The sequence below is a fragment of the Streptomyces sp. NPDC006294 genome (assembly GCF_042870895.1).
Classification (GTDB): domain Bacteria; phylum Actinomycetota; class Actinomycetes; order Streptomycetales; family Streptomycetaceae; genus Streptomyces.
In genome coordinates this window covers 132,089-158,328 of the sequence record NZ_JBIAHV010000004.1, presented here as the reverse complement: position 1 = coordinate 158,328, position 26,240 = coordinate 132,089, and the positions used below count along the sequence as shown (strand labels likewise).

General features: G+C 70.4%; 26 protein-coding genes. 9 read left to right on the top strand and 17 right to left on the bottom strand.

Going from position 1 to position 26,240, the window contains the following annotated elements; all coding sequences use genetic code 11:
- Window positions 1-53: 53 nt before the first annotated feature.
- From trpD to ACFYOP_RS08570, 5 genes are all read right to left on the bottom strand, one after another.
- Window positions 54-1,118: an anthranilate phosphoribosyltransferase gene (gene trpD / locus ACFYOP_RS08590; protein WP_356891680.1), complete on the bottom strand. Its 1,065-nt coding sequence runs from the start codon at window positions 1,116-1,118 to the stop codon at window positions 54-56.
- A gap of 126 nt (window positions 1,119-1,244) precedes the next feature.
- A complete protein-coding gene (locus ACFYOP_RS08585; protein WP_356891678.1) occupies window positions 1,245-2,870 on the bottom strand; it encodes a cytochrome bc complex cytochrome b subunit in 1,626 nt (541 codons plus the stop codon).
- Window positions 2,867-3,943, bottom strand: a complete 1,077-nt coding sequence (locus tag ACFYOP_RS08580) for a Rieske 2Fe-2S domain-containing protein (protein WP_356891676.1) — start codon at window positions 3,941-3,943, stop codon at window positions 2,867-2,869. The genes ACFYOP_RS08585 and ACFYOP_RS08580 overlap by 4 nt, the downstream gene beginning before the upstream one ends.
- Window positions 3,940-4,749 carry a c-type cytochrome gene (locus tag ACFYOP_RS08575; RefSeq protein WP_356891674.1) on the bottom strand — a complete coding sequence of 270 codons (810 nt, stop codon included), beginning with the start codon at window positions 4,747-4,749 and terminating at the stop codon, window positions 3,940-3,942. The genes ACFYOP_RS08580 and ACFYOP_RS08575 overlap by 4 nt, the downstream gene beginning before the upstream one ends.
- A gap of 92 nt (window positions 4,750-4,841) precedes the next feature.
- Window positions 4,842-5,462 carry a heme-copper oxidase subunit III gene (locus ACFYOP_RS08570; RefSeq protein ID WP_356891672.1) on the bottom strand — a complete coding sequence of 207 codons (621 nt, stop codon included), beginning with the start codon at window positions 5,460-5,462 and terminating at the stop codon, window positions 4,842-4,844.
- Window positions 5,463-5,644: 182 nt separating this feature from the next.
- On the opposite strand from ACFYOP_RS08570, the gene ACFYOP_RS08565 reads away from it, so the two are divergent.
- The gene (locus ACFYOP_RS08565; RefSeq protein ID WP_356891670.1) at window positions 5,645-6,046 is read left to right on the top strand and encodes a hypothetical protein; all 402 of its coding nucleotides are present in this window, start codon (window positions 5,645-5,647) and stop codon (window positions 6,044-6,046) included.
- A 193-nt stretch (window positions 6,047-6,239) separates the two neighbouring features.
- On the opposite strand, the gene ACFYOP_RS08560 is transcribed toward ACFYOP_RS08565, so the two are convergent.
- The 4 genes from ACFYOP_RS08560 to coxB form a co-directional block, all read right to left on the bottom strand.
- A complete protein-coding gene (locus ACFYOP_RS08560; RefSeq protein WP_356891668.1) occupies window positions 6,240-7,496 on the bottom strand; it encodes an Ig-like domain-containing protein in 1,257 nt (418 codons plus the stop codon).
- Between the two features lie 138 nt (window positions 7,497-7,634).
- A complete protein-coding gene (locus ACFYOP_RS08555; RefSeq protein ID WP_356891666.1) occupies window positions 7,635-8,033 on the bottom strand; it encodes a cytochrome c oxidase subunit 4 in 399 nt (132 codons plus the stop codon).
- Window positions 8,030-9,769, bottom strand: coding sequence for a cytochrome c oxidase subunit I (gene ctaD, locus ACFYOP_RS08550; protein ID WP_356891664.1), 1,740 nt, complete (start codon window positions 9,767-9,769; stop codon window positions 8,030-8,032). Before ctaD ends, ACFYOP_RS08555 begins: the two co-directional genes overlap by 4 nt.
- A complete protein-coding gene (gene coxB, locus ACFYOP_RS08545) occupies window positions 9,766-10,737 on the bottom strand; it encodes a cytochrome c oxidase subunit II (protein WP_356891662.1) in 972 nt (323 codons plus the stop codon). The genes ctaD and coxB overlap by 4 nt, the downstream gene beginning before the upstream one ends.
- 272 nt (window positions 10,738-11,009) lie before the next feature.
- Between coxB and ACFYOP_RS08540 the strand changes: the two genes are divergently transcribed.
- On the top strand, window positions 11,010-12,401 hold the full coding sequence (locus ACFYOP_RS08540) for an aminotransferase class V-fold PLP-dependent enzyme (protein WP_356891660.1): 1,392 nt from the start codon (window positions 11,010-11,012) through the stop codon (window positions 12,399-12,401).
- A gap of 115 nt (window positions 12,402-12,516) precedes the next feature.
- On the opposite strand, the gene ACFYOP_RS08535 is transcribed toward ACFYOP_RS08540, so the two are convergent.
- On the bottom strand, window positions 12,517-12,942 hold the full coding sequence (locus ACFYOP_RS08535) for a hypothetical protein (RefSeq protein ID WP_356891658.1): 426 nt from the start codon (window positions 12,940-12,942) through the stop codon (window positions 12,517-12,519).
- Between the two features lie 170 nt (window positions 12,943-13,112).
- Here ACFYOP_RS08535 and ACFYOP_RS08530 point away from each other — a divergent pair, with 170 nt between their 5' ends.
- The gene (locus ACFYOP_RS08530; protein ID WP_356891656.1) at window positions 13,113-14,126 is read left to right on the top strand and encodes an ArsR family transcriptional regulator; all 1,014 of its coding nucleotides are present in this window, start codon (window positions 13,113-13,115) and stop codon (window positions 14,124-14,126) included.
- 133 nt (window positions 14,127-14,259) lie between these two features.
- Here ACFYOP_RS08530 and ACFYOP_RS08525 read toward each other — a convergent pair whose 3' ends face one another.
- Window positions 14,260-15,234: a carbohydrate kinase family protein gene (locus ACFYOP_RS08525; RefSeq protein WP_356891654.1), complete on the bottom strand. Its 975-nt coding sequence runs from the start codon at window positions 15,232-15,234 to the stop codon at window positions 14,260-14,262.
- A 128-nt stretch (window positions 15,235-15,362) separates the two neighbouring features.
- On the opposite strand from ACFYOP_RS08525, the gene ACFYOP_RS08520 reads away from it, so the two are divergent.
- Window positions 15,363-15,587, top strand: coding sequence for a hypothetical protein (locus ACFYOP_RS08520; protein ID WP_356891652.1), 225 nt, complete (start codon window positions 15,363-15,365; stop codon window positions 15,585-15,587).
- Between the two features lie 119 nt (window positions 15,588-15,706).
- Window positions 15,707-17,191 (top strand): hypothetical protein, encoded by a 1,485-nt coding sequence (locus ACFYOP_RS08515; RefSeq protein WP_356891650.1) that lies wholly within the window; start codon window positions 15,707-15,709, stop codon window positions 17,189-17,191.
- 74 nt (window positions 17,192-17,265) lie between these two features.
- Here ACFYOP_RS08515 and ACFYOP_RS08510 read toward each other — a convergent pair whose 3' ends face one another.
- Window positions 17,266-17,622, bottom strand: coding sequence for an iron-sulfur cluster assembly accessory protein (locus ACFYOP_RS08510; protein ID WP_005318559.1), 357 nt, complete (start codon window positions 17,620-17,622; stop codon window positions 17,266-17,268).
- Window positions 17,623-17,879: 257 nt separating this feature from the next.
- On the opposite strand from ACFYOP_RS08510, the gene nadA reads away from it, so the two are divergent.
- Window positions 17,880-19,067, top strand: coding sequence for a quinolinate synthase NadA (nadA, locus tag ACFYOP_RS08505; protein ID WP_356891648.1), 1,188 nt, complete (start codon window positions 17,880-17,882; stop codon window positions 19,065-19,067).
- Window positions 19,068-19,124: 57 nt separating this feature from the next.
- Here nadA and ACFYOP_RS08500 read toward each other — a convergent pair whose 3' ends face one another.
- The 4 genes from ACFYOP_RS08500 to ACFYOP_RS08485 form a co-directional block, all read right to left on the bottom strand.
- The gene (locus tag ACFYOP_RS08500) at window positions 19,125-19,808 is read right to left on the bottom strand and encodes a response regulator transcription factor (RefSeq protein WP_356891646.1); all 684 of its coding nucleotides are present in this window, start codon (window positions 19,806-19,808) and stop codon (window positions 19,125-19,127) included.
- Window positions 19,805-21,067, bottom strand: a complete 1,263-nt coding sequence (locus ACFYOP_RS08495) for a sensor histidine kinase (RefSeq protein WP_356891644.1) — start codon at window positions 21,065-21,067, stop codon at window positions 19,805-19,807. The genes ACFYOP_RS08500 and ACFYOP_RS08495 overlap by 4 nt, the downstream gene beginning before the upstream one ends.
- Before the next feature lie 456 nt (window positions 21,068-21,523).
- The gene (locus tag ACFYOP_RS08490) at window positions 21,524-21,823 is read right to left on the bottom strand and encodes a hypothetical protein (RefSeq protein WP_356891642.1); all 300 of its coding nucleotides are present in this window, start codon (window positions 21,821-21,823) and stop codon (window positions 21,524-21,526) included.
- A gap of 41 nt (window positions 21,824-21,864) precedes the next feature.
- Window positions 21,865-22,668 carry a PspA/IM30 family protein gene (locus tag ACFYOP_RS08485; protein ID WP_356891641.1) on the bottom strand — a complete coding sequence of 268 codons (804 nt, stop codon included), beginning with the start codon at window positions 22,666-22,668 and terminating at the stop codon, window positions 21,865-21,867.
- A gap of 272 nt (window positions 22,669-22,940) precedes the next feature.
- Here ACFYOP_RS08485 and ACFYOP_RS08480 point away from each other — a divergent pair, with 272 nt between their 5' ends.
- Together ACFYOP_RS08480 and ACFYOP_RS08475 are read left to right on the top strand one after the other, a co-directional pair.
- Window positions 22,941-23,540 carry a DUF3043 domain-containing protein gene (locus tag ACFYOP_RS08480; protein WP_356891639.1) on the top strand — a complete coding sequence of 200 codons (600 nt, stop codon included), beginning with the start codon at window positions 22,941-22,943 and terminating at the stop codon, window positions 23,538-23,540.
- 71 nt (window positions 23,541-23,611) lie between these two features.
- Window positions 23,612-24,349 (top strand): methyltransferase domain-containing protein, encoded by a 738-nt coding sequence (locus ACFYOP_RS08475; RefSeq protein ID WP_356891723.1) that lies wholly within the window; start codon window positions 23,612-23,614, stop codon window positions 24,347-24,349.
- Window positions 24,350-24,702: 353 nt separating this feature from the next.
- On the opposite strand, the gene ACFYOP_RS08470 is transcribed toward ACFYOP_RS08475, so the two are convergent.
- Window positions 24,703-24,906 (bottom strand): hypothetical protein, encoded by a 204-nt coding sequence (locus ACFYOP_RS08470; protein ID WP_356891637.1) that lies wholly within the window; start codon window positions 24,904-24,906, stop codon window positions 24,703-24,705.
- 95 nt (window positions 24,907-25,001) lie between these two features.
- Here ACFYOP_RS08470 and ACFYOP_RS08465 point away from each other — a divergent pair, with 95 nt between their 5' ends.
- Entirely contained in the window at window positions 25,002-26,201 is a 1,200-nt protein-coding gene (locus ACFYOP_RS08465) for a bifunctional adenosylcobinamide kinase/adenosylcobinamide-phosphate guanylyltransferase (RefSeq protein WP_356891635.1), read from the top strand.
- The last annotated feature ends 39 nt before the right edge of the window (window positions 26,202-26,240 follow it).

Sequence of the window (26,240 nt, the reverse complement as noted above, 5' to 3'; positions counted from 1 at the left end):
GCCCACAGCGCAAGGGAGCGGTCCGCACTACGGACCGCTCCCTTCCGGAACCGTTAGGCGTTGCTGGCCGCCACCCAGCGCTCCAGCGCCGCCCTGGCGTCCCCGGAGTCGACCGACCGGGCGGCCCGCGCCATCCCGGCCGCCAGCTGCTCGTTCAGCGTGCCGTCCGTCGGCTCCAGCGCGGCCAGCGCCGCCGCCGAGTTGAGGAGCACCGCGTCCCGCACGGGCCCGGTCTCGCCGGCCAGCAGCCGGCGCGCCACGTCCGCGTTGTACGAGGCGTCCGCGCCGCGCAGCGCCTCGACGGGGACCAGGTCGATGCCGATGTCCCGCGGGTCGAAGGCCTCCTCGCGCACCGCGCCGTCGCGCACGACCCACACCCGGGAGGTGGCCGTCGTGGTGAGCTCGTCGAGGCCGTCGTCACCGCGGAAGACCAGCGCGGACGAGCCGCGCTCCGCCAGCACTCCGGCCATGATCGGCGCCATCCTGGCGTCGGCCACGCCGGTGGCCTGGGCCCCCACCCGTGCCGGATTGGTGAGCGGGCCGAGGAAGTTGAACGTGGTGCGGATGCCGAGCTCCTTGCGGGCGGCGGCGACGTGCCGCAGCGCCGGGTGGAACTTCACCGCGAAGCAGAAGGTGATGCCCGCCTGCTCGGCCACCTCCGCGACCCGCTGCGGGGTCAGCTCCAGATTGACGCCGAGCTTTTCCAGGACGTCGGACGCGCCGCTCGCCGAGGACGCGGCGCGGTTGCCGTGCTTGACGACCTTGGCGCCCGTGCCGGCGACGACGATCGCGGACATGGTGGAGATGTTGACGGTCTTCGCCCCGTCGCCGCCGGTGCCGACGATGTCGACGCATCCGCCGGGCACCTCGATCAGATTGGCGTGCTCGTACATCGTCCGCACCAGACCGGAGATCTCCTCGACGGTCTCGCCCTTGGCGCGCAGGGCCACCGCGAAGCCGGCGATCTGGGCGTCGGTGGCCTCTCCGCTGAGGATCCGGTCCATGGCCCACGCGGTGGCGTCGGCGCTCTGGTCACGGTTGTCGAGGAGGGCGTTCAGCACGCTGGGCCAGGAGTGTGCCGCCACGCTGTCGCCGCCGCCCGGGGTCACAACGTTCATGGTCCGCTCCTGGGGTCCACAAGCCGATAGGGGATGGCTCCACCCTATCCAGGCGGCGGACACGGCGAAGGGCCCCGTCCATCGAGTGGACGGGGCCCCGCGCTGTGGCGACGTGTCGGTCGGGGATCAGTGGTGGCCGTGGCCGCTGGTGATCTCCTGGTACTCCTCGGTCGTCGGCTTGGGAATCTGGTTCGCCTCGCCGTAGTAACCCTTGCTGAGCTTGGCGCGCAGCTTCTCGGTGCGCTTGACCTTGCGGCGCACGCCGTTCTCGTCGGCCGTCGGGCCGATCTCGGCGGGCTTGTACTGCTCGTGCGCGGTCAGCGTGTGCAGGTCGGCCTGCGCCAGCGGCTCGTGGACCTCGACGAACTCACCGTGCGGCAGGCGCTTGATGAGGCCGGACTCGCGTCCGTGCAGCACCTTGTCCTTGTCGCGCCGCTGCAGACCCAGGCAGATCCGCTTGGTGATGACGAACGCGAGAACCGGTCCGACGAAGTACGTGATGCGCACGAACCAGGTGATCGCGTTGATCGACAGGTTGAAGTGCGTCGCGAAGATGTCGTTGCCGCCACCCAGCAGCATGATCACGTACGCGGTCACCCAGGCGACGCCCAGCGCGGTACGCGTCGGAGCGTTGCGCGGACGGTCCAGGATGTGGTGCTCGCGCTTGTCTCCGGTGATCCACGACTCGATGAACGGGTACAGCGCGAGCGCCCCGAGCATCAGACCGAAGACGACCAGCGGGATGAACACGCCCAGGGCCAGGGTGTGGCCCCACAGGTTGATCTCCCAGCCCGGCATCACACGGACCAGACCCTCCGCGAAGCCCATGTACCAGTCGGGCTGCGCGCCGGTCGAGACCATGTCCGGCCGGTACGGGCCGAGCGCCCACACCGGGTTGATCGTGAACATCGCCGAGATCATCGCGATGACACCGAAGACCAGGAAGAAGAAGCCTCCGGCCTTGGCCATGTACACCGGCAGCAGCGGCATGCCGACGACGTTCTTGTTCGTCCGGCCGGGGCCCGCGAACTGCGTGTGCTTGTGGTAGAAGACCAGGATCAGGTGCGCCACCACGAGGCCGAGCATGATCCCGGGCAGCAGCAGGATGTGGATCGAGTAGAACCGCGCCACCATGTCGTGGCCGGGGAACTCGCCGCCGAACAGGAACATCGAGATGTACGTGCCGACGACCGGGGTCGCCAGGATCGCGCCCTGCGTGAAGCGGACACCGGTGCCGGAGAGCAGGTCGTCCGGGAGCGAGTAACCGGTGAAGCCGGTGAACATGCCCAGGACGAACAGCAGGAAGCCGAACAGCCAGTTGAGCTCACGCGGCTTGCGGAACGCGCCGGTGAAGAACACGCGCATCATGTGCACGAACATCGCCGCGAGGAAGATCAGCGCGGCCCAGTGGTGGATCTGCCGGATGAGCAGACCACCGCGGACGTCGAAGCTGATGTCCAGCGTCGAGGCGTACGCCTCGGTCATGCGGATGCCCTGCATCGGCACGTACGAGCCGTGGTACTCGATCTCGTTCATGCTCGGGTGGAAGAACAGCGTCAGATACACACCCGTGAGGATGATGATGATGAAGCTGTAGAGCGCGATCTCGCCCAGCATGAAGGACCAGTGGTCCGGGAAGATCTTCCGCATGTTGGCCTTGGCCAACGAGTAGATCCCGAGCCGGCCGTCCGCCCAGTCGGCGACCCGCTCACCGGCGGGCGCCTTCCGCTTGTTTTCGTCGATGGTGCTCATCCGCGCTCCCAGAAGGACGGACCGACGGGCTCTTCGAAGTCGCCGAGCGCCTCGAGATTGCCCTCCGCGTTCACACCGATCCGCAGCTGCGGAAGCGCGTGACCGGCCGGACCGAAGATGACGCGGGCGCCGTCGGAGAGGTCGAAGGTGGACTGGTGGCACGGGCAGAGGACGTGGTGCGTCTGCTGCTCGTACAGGCTGATCGGGCAGCCGACGTGGGTACAGATCTTCGAGTAGGCCACGATGCCCTCGTGGGACCACTCGAGCTCGCGCTGGTCCTTGATGTCCTCCGGCTGGAGCCGGACGATCATCACGGCCGCCTTGGCGATCTCCGTGTTGAAGTTGTGGTCGTCCTCCTTCAGGCCCTCGGGCATGACGAAGGTCAGCGAACCCACAGCGACGTCCTCGGGACGCAGCGGCTCATTGGTGTTCATGTTGATGAGCTGCTTGCCCCTGGCCCACAGGGTGGTGCGGAGCTTGTTCTCCGGCATCGGACCGAGCTCGCGCAGCAGCACCACACCGGAGAGCGGCACCATGGCCAGCGCGCCGAACATGGTGTTGCGGATCAGCTTGCGCCGACCGATCGCGGACTCCCTGGCTCCGTCCGCGAAGTCGGCCATGACCTTGGCCTTGACCTCGGGCGGGGCCTCGATCGCGTGCCGGTCGTCGGCGACCTCCACGTCGGACATCAGGGTGCGCGCCCAGTGGACGGCGCCGGCGCCGATGCAGAACAGCGCGAGGCCCAGCGTCAGGCCCAGCGAGAAGTTCAGCGCGCTGATGTGCCCGAACGGCCAGATGTAGACGATCTTGTCCACCGGGAAGATCACGAAGGCGGCGATGAAGCCGACCGTCGAGAGCATCGACAGGGTGAACAGGAAGGCCACGGTGCGCTCGGAGCGCTTGGCGGCCCGTTCGTCGAGATCCTGGATGCGCGGCTTGTGGGCCGGCAGTCCCGGGTCGGCGAACGGATCGTCCGGGCGCGAGGCGACGGCTGTGGTGCCACCGTGTGCCGCGTCGTGCGCGGCGCCCTGCTCTGCGGGCAGGTTCTCTTCTGGAATGTCTTGGCTACTCATGACTTCTTGGCCTTAGCGGTGTGGGCCGCGACCCAGACGGCAACAGCGATCAGCGAACCGAGACCGAAGATCCAGCCGAACAGACCCTCACTGACGGGGCCCAGGCCGCCCAGCGCGAAACCGCCAGGGCTCGGCGTGTCGTCGCTGTTCACGGTCGTGACGTACGCGATGACGTCCCGCTTCTGCTGCTCGGGCAGTGTGGTGTCGGGGAAGGAGGGCATGTTCTGCGGGCCGGTCTGCATGGCCTCGTAGAGGTGCTTCGGGCTGACGCCCTCCAGGTCCGGGGCGTACTTGCCCTCGGTCAGCGCGCCGCCCTTGCCGGTGAAGTTGTGGCACTGGGCGCAGTTGTTGCGGAACAGTTCGCCACCCTTGGCGATGTCCGCACCCTCGGGGCTGTACTGCTTCTCGGTGGGCGTGATCGGACCGGCGCCCAGAGAGGCGACGTACGCCGCGAGCTGGTCGATCTCGGCCTGCGAGTACACGACCGGCTTCTTGGGCACCTGAGCGCCGGGCTGCTGGGCGGGCATACGCCCCGTGCCGACCTGGAAGTCGACGGCGGCGGAGCCGACACCGACCAGGGACGGGCCGTCTGAGGTGCCCTGACCGCCGGTTCCGTGGCAGCTTGCGCAGCCCACGGTGTAGAGCTTCTGCCCCTCCTTGATGGCGAGGGACTGGGCGGTCGTGTCGGCCTGCGCCTTGTCCGCGGGTGCGAACGCGGCGTACAGCCCCCCAGTGGCCGCCAGCGCGAGGAGTAGGACGACGACCGCCGCCAGCGGATGGCGTCGTCGTGCGGAGAGCTTTTTCACGGATTACCCCGGTGTCAGGATCTTCTGCGTCGGTGCTTCTGGACTATGTCTGCTTCAGGCGGCGCCCGCTCGGGACGAGCCGCCCGCGCCGATTACTTGATCATGTAGATCGTGGCGAAGAGGCCGATCCAGACGACATCGACGAAGTGCCAGTAATAGGACACGACGATGGCGGCGGTTGCCTGCTCGTGGGTGAATCTCCGGGCCGCGTAGGTCCTTGCCAGGACCAGCAGGAAGGCGATGAGTCCGCCCGTCACGTGCAGGCCGTGGAAACCGGTCGTCAGGTAGAACACCGAGCCGTACGGGTCGGACGAGAGGGAGAGCCCCTCGTGCTTGACCAGCTCGGTGTACTCGAAGACCTGACCGCCGATGAAGATCGCACCCATCACGAACGTGATGATGAACCAGGTGCGCAGCTTCTTCACATCGCCCCGCTCGGCGGCGAAGACGCCGAGCTGACATGTGAGGGAGGAGAGCACCAGGATCGTGGTGTTCGTCGCCGAGAACGGGAAGTTCAGCGCTTCGGCTTTCTCTGCCCAGAACTCGGCACCCGTCACCGATCGCAGGGTGAAGTACATCGCGAAGAGGGCCGCGAAGAACATCAGCTCGGAACTCAGCCAGATGATGGTTCCGACGCTGGTGAGGTTCGGCCGATTGACCGACGGGTGCGCGTGCCCGGTTTCTACTGTCGTTGCTGTCGCCACGACCGACATTATGTCGGTCGCTTATCCCGCCCTCACTCCGGGGGGTGCCGTTCGGAGTGTTCCGGCCCTCAACGGGACCTTCCGGCGGGGCCGGACGGCCCATCGGAGCCGTGTCCGAACCGATGCTGACAGGCAGTGGGACGGAGTAGCATCCGGCGCAACAAGCCTGATCGAACGAGTGCGGAGGAACCATGCAGTCGAGCGCCACGGTCCTGGTCTACAGCGACGACTCGAACACCCGCGAGCAGGTCAGGCTGGCAGCGGGGCGCCGGCCCGCGGCCGACGTGCCGCCGGTGCGGTTCGTGGAGTGCGCGACCCTGCCCGCGGTCCTGAAGGCCCTCGAGGAGGGCGGCATCGACGTCTGCGTGCTGGACGGCGAGACGGTTCCGGCGGGCGGGATGGGCGTGTGCCGGCAGATCAAGGACGAGGTCTTCGACTGCCCGCCCGTGCTGCTGCTGATCGGCCGCCCGCAGGACGCCTGGCTGGCCACCTGGAGCCGCGCGGAGGCGGCGGTGACGCTGCCGGTCGACCCGGTGGAGTTCGCGGCGTCCCTCGCGGCCCTGCTGCGCGGCCGCCTCTCCATCGGCGCCTGACGGGCGCGGCCGGGGCTTCGCCCGGGGGGCCGCGCCCCCGCCTGCGGCGAGTGAGCCCGCAGGGTGCGCGGCCCGCGGCTGCTGTGGAACACGGCGAAAGGGAGCGGGGGCACCTCCCGGACGGAGTCCGGGGGGATCGAGCACGATCGACCGTCGGCAGACGCCCAGTGCGCCCCGAAGGTGGACCGAGCCCTCAAACCACCGGCCGCAGCCGGGCGGTCACGGGGGTGGCGTTCCCGTTCGATGCCTCGGAGCCGGGGACCAGGGCGCTGCCCTCGCGCCACTTGTCCCAGGACAGGTTCCAGTCTCCGAAGCCGTTCCCGAACGTGTCCATCATGTCGCCGTAGCTGTTGACGACCTCGACGATGTCGCCCTCGCGGACGGTCTTGAAGAACCACTCGGCGTTGCCCATGGACATCCCGACGCAGCCGTGGCTGACGTTCGCGGAGCCCTGCGAGCCGACCGACCAGGGCGCGGCGTGGACGTACTCGCCGCTCCAGGTGATGCGCGTCGCCCAGTAGACGGGCAGGTCGTACGACTCGGAGCTGCCCTCCGCGATGCCGATGCTGGTGCTGCGCATCTGCACGAACTGCTGTTTGGCCAGCACGACCTTGATGCCGTTGCGGGTCTCGAAGCCGGGCTTGCCGGTGGTCACCGGCATGGTTTTGATCACTTCTCCGTTGCGCTTCACCGTCATGGTGAGCGACTCGGCGTCGGCGACGGCCTCGACACGGTCCCCGATGGTGATCTTCAGGGGCTTGGAGGGGCCGCCGTAGAGCTTGCCGGCGACCTTGACGCCCTTGAGGTTGCTGGCGACGTCCACCGTGGTCCCGGCGGGCCAGTACTCCCTGGGCCGGTAGTGCAGGGTCTTGTCGTCGACCCAGTGCCAGGCGCCCTCCACCGCGGGCTTCGAGGTGACCTTCATGGCGCGTTCGACCACCGCCCTGCCCTTGCCCTCGCCGACCGCGTGGCTGAGCTTGGCCGTGATGGGCTGCCCGACTCCGTAGGTGCCCGCCTCCGGGCCGAACTCCGCGGTGAGGAAGGTCTTGGCGGGCGCGGTCTCGAAGAAGAGCGTGCGAACGCCCGGAGCACCTTCGTCGTCCTCCGTGGAGACCCGGACGGTGTACTTCACGCCGGCCGCCATCGGGGCCGTGGAGCGCCAGCGGACGCCGTCCGCCGCGAGTTCGCCCGCGAGGTGATGTCCCGCGTCGTCCATGACGGTGACATCGGCGATCCGGCCCCCGTCACCCTTGGAGGTGACCTCCAGGGGCTTGTCGGGGTCCACCTTCGTGGCTCCGGACGCGGCGTTGAGGCTGACCTGCCGCGCCGCGTCGTACGGCGCGGCCGACAGCGGGTGCCGGTCCGGCTCGCCGCAGGCGGTCGCGACCACACCGAGGGAGACGACCAGCGCGATGCAGCTGACGGCACGGATACGAGGCGTGTGGTTCATGAGCACACGGTATGAAGAATCGTCAGCCGCGGCGCGCGGGATGACTCCGAACGAGTGGGCCCGGATCACCTCACTGGAGTGAGGCGATCCGGGCCCGTTTCTCTTGTTCTGTTGTTCCGCCGTTCCGCTCAGGCGGTACTACTGGTTCTGGTTCTCACCGCGGTAGTACTCGAACACCCAGCCGAACAGGCCGACCAGGAGCAGCGGCAGCGAGAAGTACAGCAGCCACCAGCCGATCGCCACGCCGAGGAAGGCGAGTGCGCCGCCGATGCCCAGCGCGAGCGGCTGCCAGCTGTGCGGGGAGAAGAACCCCACCTCGCCGGCCTCGTCGGCCACGTCGGCTTCCTTGTTGTCCTGCGCCATGGCGTCCACTCGCCGGGCCGTGAAGGCCAGGTAGTAGCCGATCATGACGGTCAGGCCGAAGGACAGGAACAGAGCGGTGGTGCCGACCGGCTCCTTCGACCAGACGCCGTACAGGACGGCGACGGCCAGGATGAAGACGCTCAGCCAGAGGAACATCTTGCCCTGGATCTTCACTTGCTCTCCTCCTTGCCGCCGACCAGCACACTGGCGCCGTGGCCGCCGTGCTCGAGCTGGTCGAGAGCCGCGATCTCCGGGTGGTGCAGGTCGAACGCCGGCGATTCACTGCGGATACGCGGCAGGGTGAGGAAGTTGTGCCGCGGCGGCGGGCAGGACGTCGCCCACTCGAGCGAGCGGCCGTAGCCCCACGGGTCGTCGACCTCGACCTTCTTGCCGTACTTCGCCGTCTTCCACACGTTGTAGACGAACGGCAGCATCGACAGACCGAGCACGAAGGAGCTGATGGTGGAGATGGTGTTCAGCGCGGTGAAGCCGTCGGCGGCGAGGTAGTCCGCGTAACGCCGCGGCATGCCTTCCGCGCCGAGCCAGTGCTGTACCAGGAACGTGCCGTGGAAGCCGATGAACAGCGTCCAGAAGGTGATCTTGCCCAGCCGCTCGTCCAGCATCTTGCCGGTGAACTTCGGCCACCAGAAGTGGAACCCGGCGAACATCGCGAACACCACGGTGCCGAAGACGACGTAGTGGAAGTGCGCGACGACGAAGTACGAGTCCGAGACGTGGAAGTCCAGCGGCGGCGACGCCAGGATGACGCCGGTGAGGCCACCGAAGGTGAAGGTGACCAGGAAGCCGATCGTCCACAGCATCGGTGTCTCGAAGGACAAGGAGCCCTTCCACATCGTGCCGATCCAGTTGAAGAACTTCACGCCCGTGGGCACGGCGATGAGGAACGTCATGAAGGAGAAGAACGGCAGCAGGACTCCGCCGGTGACATACATGTGGTGTGCCCACACCGTCACGGACAGGCCGGCGATCGCGATCGTCGCGCCGATCAGACCGATGTAACCGAACATCGGCTTGCGGGAGAAGACCGGGATGATCTCCGAGACGATGCCGAAGAACGGCAGGGCGATGATGTACACCTCTGGGTGGCCGAAGAACCAGAAGAGGTGTTGCCACAGCAGTGCGCCGCCGTTGGACGCGTCGAAGATGTGCGACCCGAACTTGCGGTCCGCCTCCAGGGCGAACAGCGCCGCGGCGAGGACCGGGAAGGCCAGCAGGACCAGCACACCGGTCAGCAGGACGTTCCAGGTGAAGATCGGCATCCGGAACATCGTCATGCCGGGAGCGCGCATGCAGATGATCGTGGTGATGAAGTTGACCGAGCCGAGGATCGTGCCGAAGCCGGAGAAGGCCAGACCCATGATCCACATGTCGGCGCCGACACCCGGCGAGCGGACCGCGTCCGACAGCGGTGAGTAGGCGAACCAGCCGAAGTCGGCGGCGCCCTGCGGGGTGAGGAAGCCGGCCACCGCGATCAGCGAGCCGAACAGGTACAGCCAGTACGCGAACATGTTCAGCCGCGGGAACGCCACGTCGGGCGCGCCGATCTGCAGCGGCATGATCCAGTTCGCGAATCCGGCGAACAGCGGCGTCGCGAACATCAGCAGCATGATCGTGCCGTGCATCGTGAACGCCTGGTTGAACTGCTCGTTCGACATGATCTGCGTGCCCGGCCGGGCCAGCTCGGCGCGCATGAAGAGCGCCATCAGGCCGCCGATACAGAAGAAGACGAACGAGGTGACGAGATACAGCGTGCCGATCGTCTTGTGGTCGGTGGTCGTCAGCCACTTCACCACGACGTTGCCGGGCTGCTTGCGCCGTACTGGCAGCTCGTTCTCGTACGAGTCTTCATCTGCCGCGGCGGCACCCTGGGGTTCGTTGAGGATGCTCACAGTTGGTTCTTCTCCGCATTCCTGGCCGGGTCCGTCTGCTCAATGCCCGACGGGATGAAGCCGGTCTGCCCCTTCTCGGCAAGCTCCTTCAGGTGCTGCTGGTAGCGCTCCGGGGAGACGACCTTGACATTGAAGAGCATCCGGGAGTGGTCGACGCCGCAGAGTTCGGCGCACTTGCCCATGAAGGTGCCCTCCCGCGTGGGGGTCACCTCGAACACGTTGGTGTGGCCGGGGATGACGTCCTGCTTCATCAGGAAGGGGACCACCCAGAAGGAGTGGATGACGTCACGCGAGGTCAGGACGAACCGGACCTTCTCCCCCTTCGGCAGCCAGAGCGTGGGGCCCGGGTTGCCGTTCTGCGGGTTGCGGGTGCCGGGGATTCCGGCGTCGTAGACGCCCTCCGCACCCTCGGGGAAGTCGTCGGTGTACTTGTCCGGGATCGCGTTCAGTTCCTTGTCCGCGGTCGCGTCCCCGGTGGCCGGGTTCCCGTCCACGTCCTCGAGGTAGTTGAAGCCCCAGCTCCACTGGTAGCCGACCACGTTGATGGTGTGGGTCGGCTTGTCGGAGAGCTGGAGGAGCTTCGACTCGTCACGCGCGGTGAAGTAGAAGAACACCGAAACGATGATGATCGGGACCACGGTGTACAGCGCCTCGATGGGCATGTTGTACCGGGTCTGCGGAGGAATCTCCACCTTGGTGCGGGTACGCCGGTGGAAGAAGACACTCCACAGGATCAAGCCCCACACCAGTACGCCCGTGGCGAGCGCAGCCGCCCACGAGCCCTGCCAGAGGGAGAGGATCCGCGGCGCCTCCTCCGTGACAGGGGTGGGCATTCCGAGGCGGGGGAAATCCTCCCAGTTGTACGAACAACCGGAGGCGGTAGCCAGGACTAGGCCCGCAGTCAGCACCTGCGGCAGCTTCCGCCGCATCGGGCGCCGCGACGAGCGGTCGGAGCCGTTGGGACTCACGTAGCGCCTTCCCGAGAGTCTCGGCCCGCGCGGCCGGCTGCGGCCGTCTCGCTGGTCGGTCGCCGGCCCTGACGCGGGCAGGGGTTTGGATGTTTATGCGGACCAAACCCTACTGGACGCAATTTGGGGTCGCGCGGGGAGGGTGCCCAACGCGCCGTCCGGCACCCCGAAGGGGTGGCCGGTGCGCGCGGACGATGCGCCGAGCGCCCCGGAATGCCCGCTTCCAGCAGGCAACTGACGCTCCCTCCTGCCGCGGGGGTTAGCGTGACGACGTGCCCTATTTCGACGCCGCGTCCGCGGCTCCCCTGCACCCCGTCGCCCGCCAGGCCCTGCACGCCTCCCTCGACGAGGGCTGGGCCGATCCGGCCCGGCTCTACCGCGAGGGGCGCCGCGCCAGGATGCTGCTCGACGCGGCCAGGGAGGCCGCGGCGGAGGCCGTCGGATGCCGCCCCGACGAACTCGTCTTCACTCCTTCGGGGACGCAGGCCCTCCACACCGGAATCTCCGGAGCGCTGGCCGGGCGTCGGCGTGTCGGCCGCCGTCTCGTCGTCTCCGCCGTCGAACACTCCGCCGTTCTCCACGCGGCGACCGCGTGGGAGGCGGCCGGCGGCTCGGTGACCGAGGTCGGCGTGGACCGGCACGGGGCGGTGTCCCCCGGCACGTACGCCGCGGAACTCGGCGCCACGACCGCGCTGGCGTGCCTGCAGTCCGCCAACCACGAGGTCGGCACCGAGCAGCCGGTCCGGGAGGTGGCAGAGGCGTGCCGCGCGGTGGACGTGCCGCTGCTGGTCGACGCCGCCCAGTCCCTGGCCTGGGGCCCGGTCGACGCGGACTGGTCGCTGCTCGCCGCGAGCGCGCACAAGTGGGGCGGCCCGGCCGGTGTCGGACTGCTCGCCGTCCGCAAGGGTGTCCGATTCGCCCCGCAAGGCCCGGCGGGCGAGCGGGAGTCGGGCCGGTCGGCCGGCTTCGAGAACATCCCGGCGATCGTGGCGGCGGCGGCCTCGCTGCGCGCGGTGCGCGCCGAGGCTGCGGACGAGGCGGTACGGCTGCGGGCCCTGGTGGACCGCATCCGGACGCGGGTCCCGGAACTGGTACCCGACGTGGAGGTGGTGGGCGACCCCGTGCGGCGGCTGCCGCACGTGGTCACGTTCTCCTGTCTCTATGTCGACGGGGAGACACTTCTCCACGAGCTGGACCGGGCCGGCTTCTCCGTCTCCTCCGGCTCGTCGTGCACGAGCAGCACGCTGATCCCGAGCCACGTGCTGCGGGCGATGGGCGTGCTGTCGGAGGGCAACGTCCGGGTGTCGCTCCCGCCGTCCGGCACGTCGGAGGAGGACGTGGACCGCTTCCTGGAGGTGCTGCCGGGCCTGGTGGCGGGTGTACGGGAGCGGTACGGGGCGCCGGTGTCGCCCTCGTCCGCGCCTTCGCCGGGGGCGTCGGAGTCCCTCGTGGTCGACGCGCTCGGCCGGCGCTGCCCGATCCCGGTGATCGAACTGGCGAAGGTCATCGGCGACGTGCCGGTGGGCGGCACGGTCACGGTCCTCTCCGACGACGAGGCGGCCCGACTGGACATCCCGGCGTGGTGCGGGATGCGGGGGCAGGAGTACGTGGGGGAACAGGGGGCGGAGCGGGGCGTGGCGTACGTGGTGCGACGGGTGTCGTAGGGCCTGTGGCAAGCGTGTCCCCCGGCGCTCCGTCCCTGACCGCGCCGGCATGGGCCAGGTCGACGCCCTGGGGCCCACCGGTCGTGGACCGGTGGGCCCTGCATTCAGTTCCCGGTCAGTGGGCGAGGTAGCCGCGGAAGGTGTTGCTGGCGTAGTCCATGGACAGGCTGTACCGGGTGCCGTCCCGGACATCGGTGGCGATCACGCGCCACTTGTTCAGGTCGCTCGACTTGTAGAACGTCTTCCACGAGTTGCACGTCGTACCGCCTGAACTGGGGTGGAAGCACACTCGCACGAACAGCGGGTTGGCGTTGCCCCAGCTGGTGATCTTCAGGTTGATGTCATTGCACCGTGACGTGGTGGTGTAGGGGCCGAAGCGGTGCTCCGCTTCGTCCTGCCCCATGTCGAAGGTCCGGCTGATCGCGCCGCCGTAGCAGGTCGCGGCGCTCGCGGGGGTGCTGCTGCCCAGCACCCCCGCGCTCGCGAGTGTGAACGCCGCCGTGAGCGTGGCGGCCGCTTTGCGTACTGTATGTCCGGACATGGGTGTCCCCCTGATCTCGTCGAAAGGCCGGTCCGACGCATGAGATTCCCCGGCGTTGAGCCCTCATTTATCGCGTCTTGACTTCGGGCTTCTACGATCGCCCGGCGACGGTGTCCGACCAACACCGTTGCGCTGCAGAGCAAAAGCGCACTTCAAGGGGGAGGAACGGGATGCTCCGCATTCATTTCAGCGACGCGGACCTGGGCAGAACCAGACTCGCGTCAGCCCCGGACCCGTTCTGGGAGATCGCGTCCAGCCTGCACCGGTTCCAGTCGAGGAAAGGGCGCTGGGCGTACGCCGACTGGTATCGCACGGCACGGCGGCGGCTGCGGGAGGAGAGGCTGGAGCGCCTCGTGCGCGACGTGCTCCTGCCGCTGTATCCCCGGGCCGCGTATTTCCCCGACTTCCTGACTCCGGCCCAGGGCAGGGGCGAATGGAAGGCGGGAGCGGAGTCGATCCTGGCCACGTCCGGGCGGCGGGTGCTGGAGGAGGTGGCCCTCCTCGACCGGGCCGTCGGGGCTCCCTCGTGGGCCGGGCAGCTGGCCGGGCCCGAGGCGCGCAAGGAGTTCATGGGGATGCTGCGCACCTACTACGAGGCGGTCGTCGCCCCCTATGAGGAGGAGGTGCGGGCACGCGTGGAGGCCGAGCGGGCCGCACGCTGCCGCGGGCTCCTCGACGGGGGTGTCGAGGGCATGCTCGCGAGCCTCGGCCCCATGATGCGCTGGCGCCCGCCCGTCCTGGAGGTCGCCTATCCCAAGCAGGCCGAGGACCGGGACCTGTATCTGAACGGCCGCGGGCTCACGCTCGTCCCCTCGTACTTCAACTGGGGCGAGCCGGTCGCCTTCGCGGACCCCGAACTGCCGCCCGTCCTCTGGTACTCGCTGCTCCACGAACCGGCCGCCCCGAGCGACCCCGGTGACGCCGACGCACCGGGGCGGTCCTTGACCAACCTGCTCGGCCGGGCCCGCGCGATCGCCCTGCACGCCGCGTCGAGCGGTGCGACAACCGGTGAGATCGCGCAGGCCGCCGGCGTCTCGGCGTCCGCCGCGAGCAGACACGCCACCGCGCTGCGCGACGCGGGTCTCATCACCACGATCCGCAACGGCCCCTCAGTGCTGCACACCCTCACGCCCACCGGCGCGTCCGTGCTCCGGGCGGCCACCCGGCCCCGGCGCCCGGACTGAGGCATTCACCACGCGCACTCGCACCACACCGGGGCCGCGCCGACGACAGCCGTGTCCGCGCGAACCGCACAGTGGGAAGGGCGGGTGGGGAACAAGGCGCCGCGGGCGCCGCCCACCCCGCCCCCGCCCGGGGTCAGGAGAGGTGCTTGTGGACCTCCGACGCCGCCTCGTCCCCGTACGCCTTCGTGAACCGCTCCATGAAGTGCGCGCGCCGCAGCGTGTACTCCTGCGTGCCCAGCGTCTCGATCACCAGCGTCGCCAGCATGCAGCCCACCTGCGCCGCCCGCTCCAGGCCCACGCCCCACGAGAGGCCGGAGAGGAAGCCCGCGCGGAACGCGTCGCCGACGCCGGTCGGGTCGACCTTGGCCTCCTCGTCGGGGCAGCCGACCTCGATCGGGTCCATGCCGGTGGACTCGATGCGGACGCCGCGCGCGCCGAGCGTGGTGACGCGGTGGCCGACCCGGCCGAGGATCTCGTCGTCGCTCCAGCCGGTCTTGGACTCGATGAGCCCCTTCTCGTACTCGTTCGAGAACAGGTACGCCGCGCCGTCCAGCAGTATGCGGATCTCGTCGCCGCTCATCCGGGCGATCTGCTGCGAGAAGTCCGCGGCGAACGGGATGCCCCGTGAACGGCACTCCTCGGTGTGGCGCAGCATCGCCTCCGGGTCGTCCGCGCCGATCAGGACGAGGTCGAGGCCGCCGACGCGGTCCGCGACCGACTTGAGCTCGATCTGGCGGGCCTCGCTCATCGCGCCCGTGTAGAAGGAGCCGATCTGGTTGTGGTCGGAGTCCGTGGTGCACACGAAGCGGGCGGTGTGCAGGACCTCCGAGATTCGGACGGACGCCGTGTCGACGCCGTGGCGGTCGAGCCAGGCGCGGTACTCGTCGAAGTCGGCGCCCGCCGCGCCGACCAGGACCGGGGCGGTGCCCAGCTGGCCCATGCCGAAGCAGATGTTCGCCCCGACCCCGCCGCGCCGCACATCGAGCGTGTCGACGAGGAAGGAGAGGGAGACCGTGTGCAGCTGGTCCGCGACCAACTGGTCGGCGAAGCGGCCGGGGAAGGTCATGAGGTGGTCGGTGGCGATGGAGCCGGTGACTGCGATACGCACGGTGAGGCGCTCCTGAGGCGGTTTGGCAGTGACAGTTCACGCTACCGGGTCATGCGCCCCCGACAAATACGGAAACTACCCGATAGTAGGGCTTTTTTCCTGGACTCCCAGGTGCATACCGTGCGGCTATGACGATGCACAGCGCCGCGCTCGAGCCGCTCCTGCGGCCCGATCCCCGGGAATCCGAGATCAGTCTGGCCCAGCTTCGCGGCGACTGCGCCCGAATGGCTCCACACTGGGTGGTACCGGCGGCCGCGGTGGCCGTGCCCGTTTCCCCCTCCCTGATCCACGGTGTCGTGGTGCCGCCCGCCTCCGCGCGGCTGGTGGACGCGATGTCCGACTACGGCTACTGACGCGGCGCACCGCCGCCCGGGCCGAGAAGACCCGGCCGAGAAGGAGGGAACCAGGCGCCCCTCCGCTCCGTCCCACCCGTGTCCTCCGCAGCAGGAGGCACGAGACAAGGAGCGATGCGGTGAGCAGCACGGAGAACACGCAGGAGACTCCCCGCCGTCGGCGTTCCCCGCTGGTCGTCGCCTCGGTGGCGGCCGCGGTGCTGGTGACCGGCGGTGGCGGTGCGTACTTCGCGACCTCCGGCTTCGGCGGCGGTGACAGCGGCGAGGGCGTCGGGGCCGCGGACGGCAAGGGCGGTCCGGGCGACGGGAAGAATCCGCCGCTGCTCGCGCTGGACACCGGTGGGTCCGTGACGGACGGCGGCGGCATCGCGCCGGGCGAGCCCGACCCGACCGGGGGCGGCGTCGTCTACCGGGCGAAGGGCGATCTGCCGCAGGGCCCGGAGCGTGCGGCCGTGCACCGGGCGACGGGGTCGGTCACCGCGGCCGAGGTGACCCGGCTGGCGAAGGCGCTGGGCCTGTCGGGCGCGCCCCGGCTGGAGGGTCCCGCGTGGAAGGTCGGCCCGTCCAAGGACGGGCAGGGTCCGACGCTGCAGGTGAACAAGGACGCTCCGGGCATCTGGACGTTCGCCAGGTACCTCGCGTCGCCCGGCGGTGACAACTGTCTGAAGGGCAAGGCGTGTCCGTCGGGCGGGGCGGGCGAGCCGGGCCCGGCTGTGAGCGAGGCGGAGGCCAGGAACGCCGCGGCCCCGGTGCTCGACGCGGTCGGTCAGGGTGACGCCGCGCTGGACGCGGGCCAGTTGATGGGCGCCGTACGCGTGGTGAACGCGAACCCGGTGGTGGGCGGTCTGCCGACGTACGGCTGGTCGACCGGTGTCCAGGTGGGTGCGGACGGCACCGTCGTCGGCGGCAGCGGCCGGCTCAAGGAGCCGGTGAAGGGCGACACGTACCCCGTGGTCTCCGCCGACGAGGCGGTCGAGCAGCTGAACGAGGCCGGCAAGGACACCGGCCGGGTGCGGATCGGCGGGTGCGCCACGCCGGTGCCGCACGGGGAGGTGCCGCACAAGGACGACCTGCGGCCCGAGACGCCGTGCGAGCCCGAGGGCTCCCCCGCGGCGCCGGAACGGCTGACGATCGGCAAGGCCGTCTTCGGGCTCTCCGCGCAGTTCGTGGACGGGCGGCAGGCGCTGGTGCCCTCGTGGCTGTTCGAGGTGACGGCGAAGGACGGCGACCGGCCGTTCACGGTGACGCACACGGCGGTGGAGAAGCGGTTCCTCAAGAGCAGCGAGCCGCCGGCGAAGGACCTCACCCCGTCCGAGCCGTCGAAGGACCCGGCCGGGCAGGAGGGCCCCGGGCCGGTCTCGTACAGCGTCGACGGGCGGACGCTGACCGTCACCTTCTGGGGCGGCGTGTGCAGCGAGTACGAGGCGAAGGCGACCGAGACGGGCGACCGGGTGAAGGTGCGGATCGTGGAGACGAATCCGGACCCGGAGCGGGTCTGCATCATGATCGCCAAGGAGCTGACGGAGTCCGTGACCCTGGACGAGCCGCTGGGCGGCCGTGAGGTCGTCGGCGCGGACGGCGAGCCGCTGCCGCGCAAGGGGTAGTCCCCGCGCTGCTCACGTCGAAGGCGGCGGACCCGGTTCCGGGTCCGCCGCCTTCGGCGTGAGCAGCCGGGCTCCTAGCTGAAGGAGTCGCCGCAGGCGCAGGAACCCGTGGCGTTCGGGTTGTCGATGGTGAAGCCCTGCTTCTCGATGGTGTCGACGAAGTCGATGGAGGCGCCGCCCAGGTACGGGGCGCTCATCCGGTCGGTGACGACCTTGACGCCGTCGAAGTCCTTCACGACGTCGCCGTCGAGGGAGCGCTCGTCGAAGAACAGCTGGTAACGCAGGCCGGAGCAGCCGCCGGGCTGAACCGCGACGCGCAGCGCCAGGTCGTCCCGGCCTTCCTGGTCCAGCAGGGCCTTGACCTTGGCCGCGGCGGCGTCGGACAGGAGGATGCCGTCGCTCACGGTGGTGGTCTCGTCCGATACGGACATCTGCTTCTCTCCCGGGTTGTGCGGACTGCTTGCCGACGGTGCAACCGGCATGGCCGCGGATTCATTCCGGGCCGGCCCGTCTTTGCGCTTCGTGTCTCTTCATGCTCGCACACCGGGCCCAACTGCGGCACCGGCCTGTGGACAGGGGGTGCGTCACATCGACGCTATGGACATCGTCAAAGTGACGTGAAGCGGTTATGATAGATAGCGTCAAATAGACGAGAAGTGCTCAGCCAGACGAAGAAAGGGTGCGTGTCGTGACCACCGCCCAAACCCGCCCCGAGCTCGATGTTCAGCCGACTCCGCTCGCCCTTCTGCTGCTCGGCCGTGAGGCCGACCCGCGGAGCGAGCGCGGCGTGGAGTGCCCCGGCGACCTCCCCTCGCCGTCCGACCCGGACCTGGTGGAGCGCGCCCGCGCGGCCAAGGAGAAGCTCGGGCAGAAGGTCTTCGTCCTGGGCCACCACTACCAGCGTGACGAGGTCATCCAGTTCGCCGACGTCACCGGTGACTCCTTCAAGCTGGCGAAGGACGCCGCGGCCCGGCCCGAGGCCGAGTACATCGTCTTCTGCGGTGTGCACTTCATGGCCGAGTCCGCGGACATCCTGACGTCCGACGACCAGAAGGTCGTGCTCCCCGACCTCGCGGCCGGCTGTTCGATGGCCGACATGGCCACGGCCGAGCAGGTCGCCGAGTGCTGGGACGTGCTGACCGAGGCCGGCGTCGCCGAGCAGGTCGTCCCCGTCTCGTACATGAACTCCTCCGCGGACATCAAGGCCTTCACCGGCAAGCACGGCGGCACGATCTGTACGTCGTCGAACGCCAAGCGCGCGCTGGACTGGGCCTTCGAGCAGGGCGAGAAGGTCCTCTTCCTGCCGGACCAGCACCTGGGCCGCAACACCGCCGTCCGCGACATGGGCATGTCCCTCGAGGACTGCGTGCTCTACAACCCGCACAAGCCGAACGGCGGGCTGAGCGCAGAGGAGCTGCGCGCCGCCAAGATGATCCTGTGGCGCGGCCACTGCTCGGTGCACGGCCGGTTCTCGCTGGACTCGGTCAACGACGTGCGTGAGCGCATCCCGGGCGTGAACGTCCTGGTGCACCCCGAGTGCCGGCACGAGGTCGTCGCCGCCGCGGACTACGTGGGCTCGACCGAGTACATCATCAACACGCTGGAGGCGGCCCCGGCCGGCTCCAAGTGGGCGATCGGCACCGAGCTGAACCTGGTCCGCCGCCTGGCGAACCGTTTCGCCGACCAGGACAAGGAGATCGTCTTCCTCGACAAGACGGTCTGCTTCTGCTCGACGATGAACCGCATCGACCTGCCGCACCTGGTGTGGGCTCTGGAGTCGCTGGCCGAGGGGAACCTGGTCAACCGGATCGAGGTCGACAAGGAGACGGAGAGCTTCGCGAAGCTCGCCCTGGAGCGGATGCTGGCCCTGCCGTAGCCGTTGCCGTACGCGAAAGGGGCGCTCCGCCGGACGGCGGGGCGCCCCTTTCGCGGCTCACTCGGTCCTCGGCCGGACCAGTCCCGACTCGTACGCCGTGACCACCAGCTGGGCGCGGTCGCGGGCGCCCAGTTTGGCCATGGCACGGTTCACATGGGTCTTCACGGTCAGCGGGCTGACCGCGAGCTGCTCGGCGATCTCGTCGTTGGAACGGCCGCCCGCGACCAGCACCAGCACCTCGCGTTCGCGGACGGTGAGCACCGACAGCCGCTGCGAGCCGTCCCCCGCCCGCCGGTCGTCCGCGGTGCCGCCCTGCGCGAGGAACGTGGCGATGAGGCCCTTGGTCGCCGCCGGTGACAACAGTGCCTCGCCCGCGGCGGCGACACGGATCGCGTTCAGCAGCTCGTCGGGCTCCGCGCCCTTGCCCAGGAAGCCGGACGCCCCGGCGCGCAGCGACTGCACGACGTACTCGTCCACCTCGAAGGTGGTCAGCATGACGATCCGTACGTGCGACAGATCCGGGTCCGCGCTGATCGTCCGGGTGGCGGCGAGGCCGTCCGTGCCGGGCATCCGGATGTCCATCAGGACCACGTCGGCCCGCTCCGAACGGGCCAGCGCCACCGCCTGCGTCCCGTCGGCCGCCTCCCCCACGACCTCCATGTCCGGCTCCGAGTCCACCAGGACCCGGAACGCGCTGCGCAGCAGCGCCTGGTCGTCGGCGAGCAGCACCCTGATCGTCATGTGTCCTCCCCCGCACGCGCCGGCCGCGTCTGCAGCGGCAGTATCGCCTGCACCCGGAAGCCGCCTCCGTACCGGGGCCCGGCGGTCAGGGTGCCGCCGAGGGCGCTGACACGTTCCCGCATGCCGATCAGGCCGTGGCCGCCGCCGGACGGGCCCGGCGTCTGCGCCTGCGCGTCCGCCTTCGCTTCCGCGGCGCCGTTGTCGATGACGGTGATCTCCAGCCGCGAGCCGACCCGTACGACGCTCACCTCGGCCTTGGCGTCCGGCCCCGCGTGCTTCTGCGCATTGGTCAGCGCCTCCTGGATGATCCGGTACGCGGCGAGGTCGACGGCCGCGGGCGGCGTCCCGCCGTCGTCGGCACGGGCCACCTCGACGGGCAGGCCGGCCTGACGGAACCGGGTGACCAGCTCGTCGAGCACCCCGAGGCCCGGCGCCGGCTCGGTGGGCGCCTCCGGGTCCCCGGACTGGCGCAGCAGCCCGACGGTGGCCCGCAGCTCGTTCAGCGCGGACCGGCTCGCCTCCCGTACGTGCGCGAGCGCCTCCTTGGCCTGGTCCGGCCGCTTGTCCATGACGTGGGCGGCGACCCCGGCCTGCACATTGACCAGCGCGATGTGGTGCGCGACGACGTCGTGCAGATCGCGGGCGATCCGCAGCCGCTCCTCCGCGACCCGCCGCCCGGCCTCCTCCTCACGGGTCCGCTCCGCACGCTCGGCCCGCTCCCGGATGGCGTCGACGAAGGCACGGCGGCTGCGCACCGCGTCACCGGCGGCGGCCGCCATGCCGGTCCAGGCGAAGATGCCCAGGTTCTCCTGCGTGTACCAGGGGCTCGCCCCGAAGAACATCGCCGAGCCCGTCAGCACGGCCATCGTCACGAGGCCGACCCGCCAGGTGGTCGGCCGGTCGGTGCGGGCGGCGAGGGTGAAGAGGGCGATCACCGCGGCCATCGCGACGGGCGCCGCCGGATCGCCGGTCACCAGCTCGACGACGGACACCGCGCCGGTGACCAGCAGCACGCCCCTCGGCTCCCGCCGCCGGAACACCAGCGCGGCCGCCGCGACCACTATCAGCACGAGGCTGCGCACGTCGGGGGTGCGGGTGCCGAAGGTGGGGCCGTGCGGCCCGTGCGGGTCGGCGAACGACCCGGCGACCATGCAGACGAGGGCGGCGAACGCGAGGGCGCCGTCGAAGGCCGGCGGGTGCGCGCGCAGCCACGTGCGGGTGCGGTCGTACCGGGCGGCGAGTGGGGTCACGGGGGGCAACGTTACGCGCGACGGGGGCGGGCGTGGCCGCTGCGCGGGGCCTGTTCCCCTACCCGCCCCTTCCCGTAACCGGGCTCTGCCCGGACCCGCGCCTCAAACGCCGGCGAGGCTGGTTTCGCGGAGCGAAATCCAGCCCGGCCCGGGGGCACTCCCCCTACGGCCTGGCGGCGTGGGAGGTGCCCCCACACACGGCCGCCAGGCCGTAGGGGGAGTTCGAGGCCACCGCGCGAAGCGCGGTACCGGGCACGGGCGGAGCCCGGACCGCCGCCCGGAGGGCGGTGCGGGCCACACGCGGAGCCCGGGCCGCCGCCCGGAGGGCGGTGCGGGCCACACGCGGAGCCCGGGCCGCCGCCCGGAGGGCGATGCGGGGTCCGTGGCCTGCCCCGCCACGCGGCGGAGCCGCACATCGGTACAGCGGAAAGAGGCGGGGTGGGGAACAGCCCGCCTCTTGGCGCGTCAGTCGGGTAGAGGCGTGTCCGGGGCCGGGATCAGGCCGTTGTCGCCGAGGAGTTCACGGACCTCCTCCAGCGTCGCCTCCGACGCCGGGAGGATGAGCTCGGACGGTTCCAGCGAATCGTCCGGCAGCGGCTCCCCCAGATCGCGGACCTTCTCCAGCAGCGCGTGCAGGGTCTGGCGGAAGCCGGTCCCGTCGCCGCTCTCCATCTCCGCGAGCAGTTCGTCGTCGAGCTTGTTCAGCTCCGGGAGGTGGCTCTCCGCCACCTCCAGCTGACCCTCCCCCATGATCCGTACGATCATGACGAGTCCTTACTCTCCGTCCGTACCGTTCCTGCCGGCCGTCACTGCTTGTCGAACTTGTGCGGGCTGCTCTGCGACTGCGGCTGCGTGGCATCCGTGGAACCACCGGCGCCGCCCTCGATCGCCTGCTGCGGCGCCGGGCCGCCGGCCAGCTCCGCCTTCATGCGCTGAAGCTCCAGCTCGACGTCCGTACCGCCGGAGAGCCGGTCCAGTTCCGCCTGGATGTCGTCCTTCGCCAGGCCGGACTGGTCGTCGAGCGCGCCGGAGGCAAGGAGTTCGTCGATCGCGCCGGCCCGCGCCTGGAGCTGCGCGGTCTTGTCCTCGGCGCGCTGGATGGCGACGCCGACGTCGCTCATCTCCTCCGAGATGCCGGAGAAGGACTCCGCGATCCGGGTCTGCGCCTGCGCCGCCGTGTAGGTGGCCTTGATGGTCTCCTTCTTGGTGCGGAAGGCGTCGACCTTGGCCTGCAGCCGCTGCGCGGCGAGCGTCAGCTTCTCCTCCTCGCCCTGGAGGGTCTGGTGCTGCGTCTCGAGGTCGGTGACCTGCTGCTGCAGCGCGGCACGGCGGGAGAGTGCCTCGCGAGCCAGGTCCTCACGGCCGAGCGCCAGCGCCTTGCGGCCCTGGTCCTCGAGCTTGGAGGACTGTCCCTGGAGCTGGTTCAGCTGCAGCTCGAGGCGCTTGCGGGAGGTCGCCACGTCGGCGACGCCACGGCGGACCTTCTGCAGCAGCTCCAGCTGCTTCTGGTAGGAGTAATCGAGGGTCTCGCGCGGATCCTCGGCCCTGTCGAGGGCCTTGTTCGCCTTCGCGCGGAAGATCATCCCCATACGCTTCATGACACCGCTCATGGGCTTCGCGCGCCCCCTTCTGACGGACTACGGCTTCAGCACTCCAACTAGAACCCAGCGTACGGGCCCTGCATCCATTACCGCACTGTTCGAGCGCGGATGCGCTCATCCCCAAGGACGACTGCGGACGGCTCCGATCCGGCGCAAGGAGTAGGTGACCGTCAGGGAAGCTGTGCCTGTCGCCCGTTCTGTCCGATACGGACACACGCCGTTGCGGGATCGTTCCCCTCCGGGGTGGGGTCCATGCCCCGCAACCCGTACCCTTGGGTTTTGTGTTCCGTAGCCGTTCCAACGAAGAGAAGGCCCCCACCGCGAAGGTGACGGCGGACCTCTCCAAGCAGCCCCGCGACCCCGAGGCCCCCAAGGGGCGCCCGACGCCGAAGCGCAGTGAGGCCCAGGGCCAGCGCCGCCGTGCGTCCAGCGGCGCTCCGCTGGACCGCAAGGCGGCGATGAAGCGACAGCGCGAGGCCCGCCGTGCGGACCTGGCCAAGCAGCGCCAGGCCCTCGCCAGCGGTGACGAGCGCTATCTGCCGGCCCGTGACAAGGGTCCGGTGCGGCGCTTCGTCCGCGACTTCGTCGACTCCCGCTTCTGCGTGGCCGAGTTCTTCCTGCCGCTGGCGGTGCTGATCCTCGTGCTGAGCATGGTCCGGGTCGCCCAGCTGCAGAACATCGCGCTGCTGCTCTGGCTCGGCGTGATCGTGATGATCGTCATCGACTCGGTCGGTCTCTCCATCCGCCTGAAGAAGCAGCTGCGCGAGCGCTTCCCGAACGAGCCGAAGCGCGGCGCCGTGGCCTACGGCCTGATGCGCACGCTGCAGATGCGTCGGCTGCGGCTGCCGAAGCCGCAGGTCAAGCGCGGAGAGCGGCCCTGAGCGCCGATTCCTCGCAGGCCGGCGGCTTCACCCCGGAGGCGTCCGCGAACTGGCTCGCCGGTGCGGGCGGACTGCGCAACACCGTCCGTCAGGAACTCGTGGCCCGTCAGCTCGAGGAGCAGATCACCTCGCGCTATCCCGTCGGCCAGCGGCTGCGCGTGCTCGACGTCGGCATGGGCCAGGGCACGCAGGCCCTGCGGCTGGCACGCGCCGGGCACACGGTCACCGGCCTGGAGTCCGACCCCGTGATGCTGAAGGCCGCCCGTGACGCCCTGGCGGGGGAACCGGCCGGCATCAGGGAGCGCGTCCGGCTCGTGGAGGGCGACGGCCGGGACACCGGTGTGCACTTCCTGCCCGGCAGCTTCGACGTGGTGCTCTGCCACGGCGTACTGATGTACGTCGAGGAGCCGGACGGCCTGCTCGCCGGCCTGGCCCGGATGCTCGCGCCCGGCGGGCTGCTGTCGCTGCTCGTACGCAACGGCGACGCGCTCGCCATGCGGCCCGCGGCGGCCGGGAACTGGCAGTCGGCGATGGAGGCCTTCGACACGAACGTCTACACCAACCGGCTCGGGGTGCGGGTGCGGGCCGACCGGCTCGAGGCGCTGACCGCCACCCTCGCCGGGATCGCCGCGCCGCTGCACGCCTGGTACGGGGTGCGCGTCTTCACGGACCACGTCGGCAACGATGTCGAGCTCCCCGCCGCGGACGAACTGCAGCAGGTCCTGGCCCTGGAGGACCGCGCCGGCCGCACGGACCCGTACCGGGGCGTGGCCGCGCTGCTGCACCTGTGCGGAGTGCGCCGGGTCTGACGGGCTCGGCCGGTCCCGACGCCCCTGATCGGCGGCGTACCGCAGGCACCGACCGGAGGGCGAAAGGGATACTCCGGGCATGGACGCATCCCCCCGTTCCCACCGCCCGGGTCGGCGGGCTGGAACTTGCCCCCTTGTCGGGGCTCCGTCCCGAACCCCGCGCCTCGAACACCGGCGAGGCTTGAGTTGCCCGGCGGGCTGGATTGCCGACGCAGCGGCACATCGAGCCCGGTCGGCGTTTGAGGCCACCGCGCGGAGCGCGGGACGGGGTCCGGGGCCTGCCCCGGTTCGGGAAGGGGCGGGGAGGAAACAAGCCTGCCGCAGGCGCCACCCGCCCCGCCCCGCCGTCCGCGTCAGGACTCGTGGAGGCTCATCGGGCCGTAGATCTTGGCGCCGTCCTCGGAGAGGACGACCTGGTCCGCGCCGCCCTCCTGGAGTTCCCGCCAGTGCTCGCCGATCCAGGACTCCGCGTCGCCCTGCGTCGTGAACTCCTCCGGCTCCACCGCCGGCGGCACCTCCGTACCGTCGGACTTCTCGAACCGCCACGTCCACGCCATGTGCGCCTCCCACGTCCCTAGGGCAAGCTGATCAGTTGCTGCTCGCAGCGTAGCCGGGCGCGCACCGCCCGGGGCGAGACGGCAGGATCAGAGGCGTGGAACTGACTCTGCTCGGCACCGGCGCGCCCGCCGGACTCCCCCGGCCCGACTGCCCGTGCGCCGTGTGCGCGACCGCCCGCGGGCCCGAGGCGCGGGCCGCGACCGCGTTGCTCGTGGACGGCGCGCTGCTTCTCGACCTGACTCCGGGGGCCGCGCTGGCCGCCGCCCGCGCGGGGCATTCGCTCGTGGGCGTACGGCAGGTGCTGCTGACGCACCCTCATGACGGGCCTCCGGTGGATCTGCCGGCCGGGCTGCCGACGGCGGGGAGGGTCCCGGACGGCCGGGAGTTGACGCTGATCAGCGGGCACCGGGTGCGGGCGCTGCCGATGGACCATCCGGGCACGGGGTACGAGGTGACGTCCCCGGACGGCGACCGGCTGCTGTATCTGCCGCCGGGCGCGGCCCCGGCCGGGCTCGCGGAGGGGCTGGCGGCGTACGAGATGGTCGTGGCCGACGTCGTGGGCCGCCCGGACGGGATCGCCCGGCTGCGGGCGTCGGGCGCGATCGGGGCGACGACGGACGTGGTCGCCGTGCACCTGGACCACGACGCCCCCGGCGGCCCGGAGCTGACCCGCCGTCTGGCGGCGGCGGGCGCCCGTGCCGTGCCGGACGGGACGACGCTGATCGTCGGCGAGTACCACGCGGTGCCGGACGTGCCCCGGCGGACGCTGGTGACGGGCGGGGCGCGTTCGGGGAAGTCGCTGGAGGCGGAGCGGCGGCTGGACGCGTTCCCGGACGTGTTGTACGTCGCGACGGGCGGCGGCCGGGACGGCGACCCCGAGTGGACGGCCAGGGTCGCCGCGCACCGTGAGCGGCGGCCCGGTTCGTGGCGTACGGCGGAGACGTGCGACCTGGTGCCCGTACTGGCGGAGGACGGGCCTCCGGTCCTGATCGACTGTCTGTCGCTGTGGCTGACGGACGCGATGGACAAGGCGGGCGCCTGGGACGACGAGCGGTGGGCCGCCGAGGGCGAGCGGGCGCTGCGGGAACGGGTCGGCGAACTTCTCGCGGCGGTGCGGGCGACGCCCCGTACGGTCGTGGCGGTGACGAACGAGGTGGGTTCCGGGGTGGTCCCGGCCACCGCCTCCGGGCGGCGTTTCCGCGACGAACTGGGCCGGCTCAACTCGGCGTTCGCCGCCGAGTGCGAGCATGTGCTGCTGGTGGTCGCGGGCCAGGCCCTGGTACTGCGCGGCTGACCCGCGAACAGGCCGGTACCGCACGGCTGGGCCGCGCCC

What these genes read in the sequence shown, in the direction of transcription:
- ACFYOP_RS08500 (WP_356891646.1), bottom strand. Translation starts at nt 19,808, where the DNA reads ATGACGATCAGGGTGCTGCTCGCCGACGACCAGGCGCTGCTGCGCAGC.
- ACFYOP_RS08565 (WP_356891670.1), top strand. Translation starts at nt 5,645, where the DNA reads ATGCAGTCGAGCGCCACGGTCCTGGTCTACAGCGACGACTCGAACACC.
- ACFYOP_RS08560 (WP_356891668.1), bottom strand. Translation starts at nt 7,496, where the DNA reads ATGAACCACACGCCTCGTATCCGTGCCGTCAGCTGCATCGCGCTGGTC.
- ACFYOP_RS08570 (WP_356891672.1), bottom strand. Translation starts at nt 5,462, where the DNA reads ATGTCGGTCGTGGCGACAGCAACGACAGTAGAAACCGGGCACGCGCAC.
- ACFYOP_RS08470 (WP_356891637.1), bottom strand. Translation starts at nt 24,906, where the DNA reads ATGGCGTGGACGTGGCGGTTCGAGAAGTCCGACGGTACGGAGGTGCCG.
- ACFYOP_RS08585 (WP_356891678.1), bottom strand. Translation starts at nt 2,870, where the DNA reads ATGAGCACCATCGACGAAAACAAGCGGAAGGCGCCCGCCGGTGAGCGG.
- ACFYOP_RS08530 (WP_356891656.1), top strand. Translation starts at nt 13,113, where the DNA reads ATGCTCCGCATTCATTTCAGCGACGCGGACCTGGGCAGAACCAGACTC.
- ACFYOP_RS08510 (WP_005318559.1), bottom strand. Translation starts at nt 17,622, where the DNA reads ATGTCCGTATCGGACGAGACCACCACCGTGAGCGACGGCATCCTCCTG.
- ACFYOP_RS08485 (WP_356891641.1), bottom strand. Translation starts at nt 22,668, where the DNA reads ATGAGCGGTGTCATGAAGCGTATGGGGATGATCTTCCGCGCGAAGGCG.
- ACFYOP_RS08520 (WP_356891652.1), top strand. Translation starts at nt 15,363, where the DNA reads ATGACGATGCACAGCGCCGCGCTCGAGCCGCTCCTGCGGCCCGATCCC.
- ACFYOP_RS08490 (WP_356891642.1), bottom strand. Translation starts at nt 21,823, where the DNA reads ATGATCGTACGGATCATGGGGGAGGGTCAGCTGGAGGTGGCGGAGAGC.
- trpD (WP_356891680.1), bottom strand. Translation starts at nt 1,118, where the DNA reads ATGAACGTTGTGACCCCGGGCGGCGGCGACAGCGTGGCGGCACACTCC.
- ACFYOP_RS08580 (WP_356891676.1), bottom strand. Translation starts at nt 3,943, where the DNA reads ATGAGTAGCCAAGACATTCCAGAAGAGAACCTGCCCGCAGAGCAGGGC.
- ACFYOP_RS08535 (WP_356891658.1), bottom strand. Translation starts at nt 12,942, where the DNA reads ATGTCCGGACATACAGTACGCAAAGCGGCCGCCACGCTCACGGCGGCG.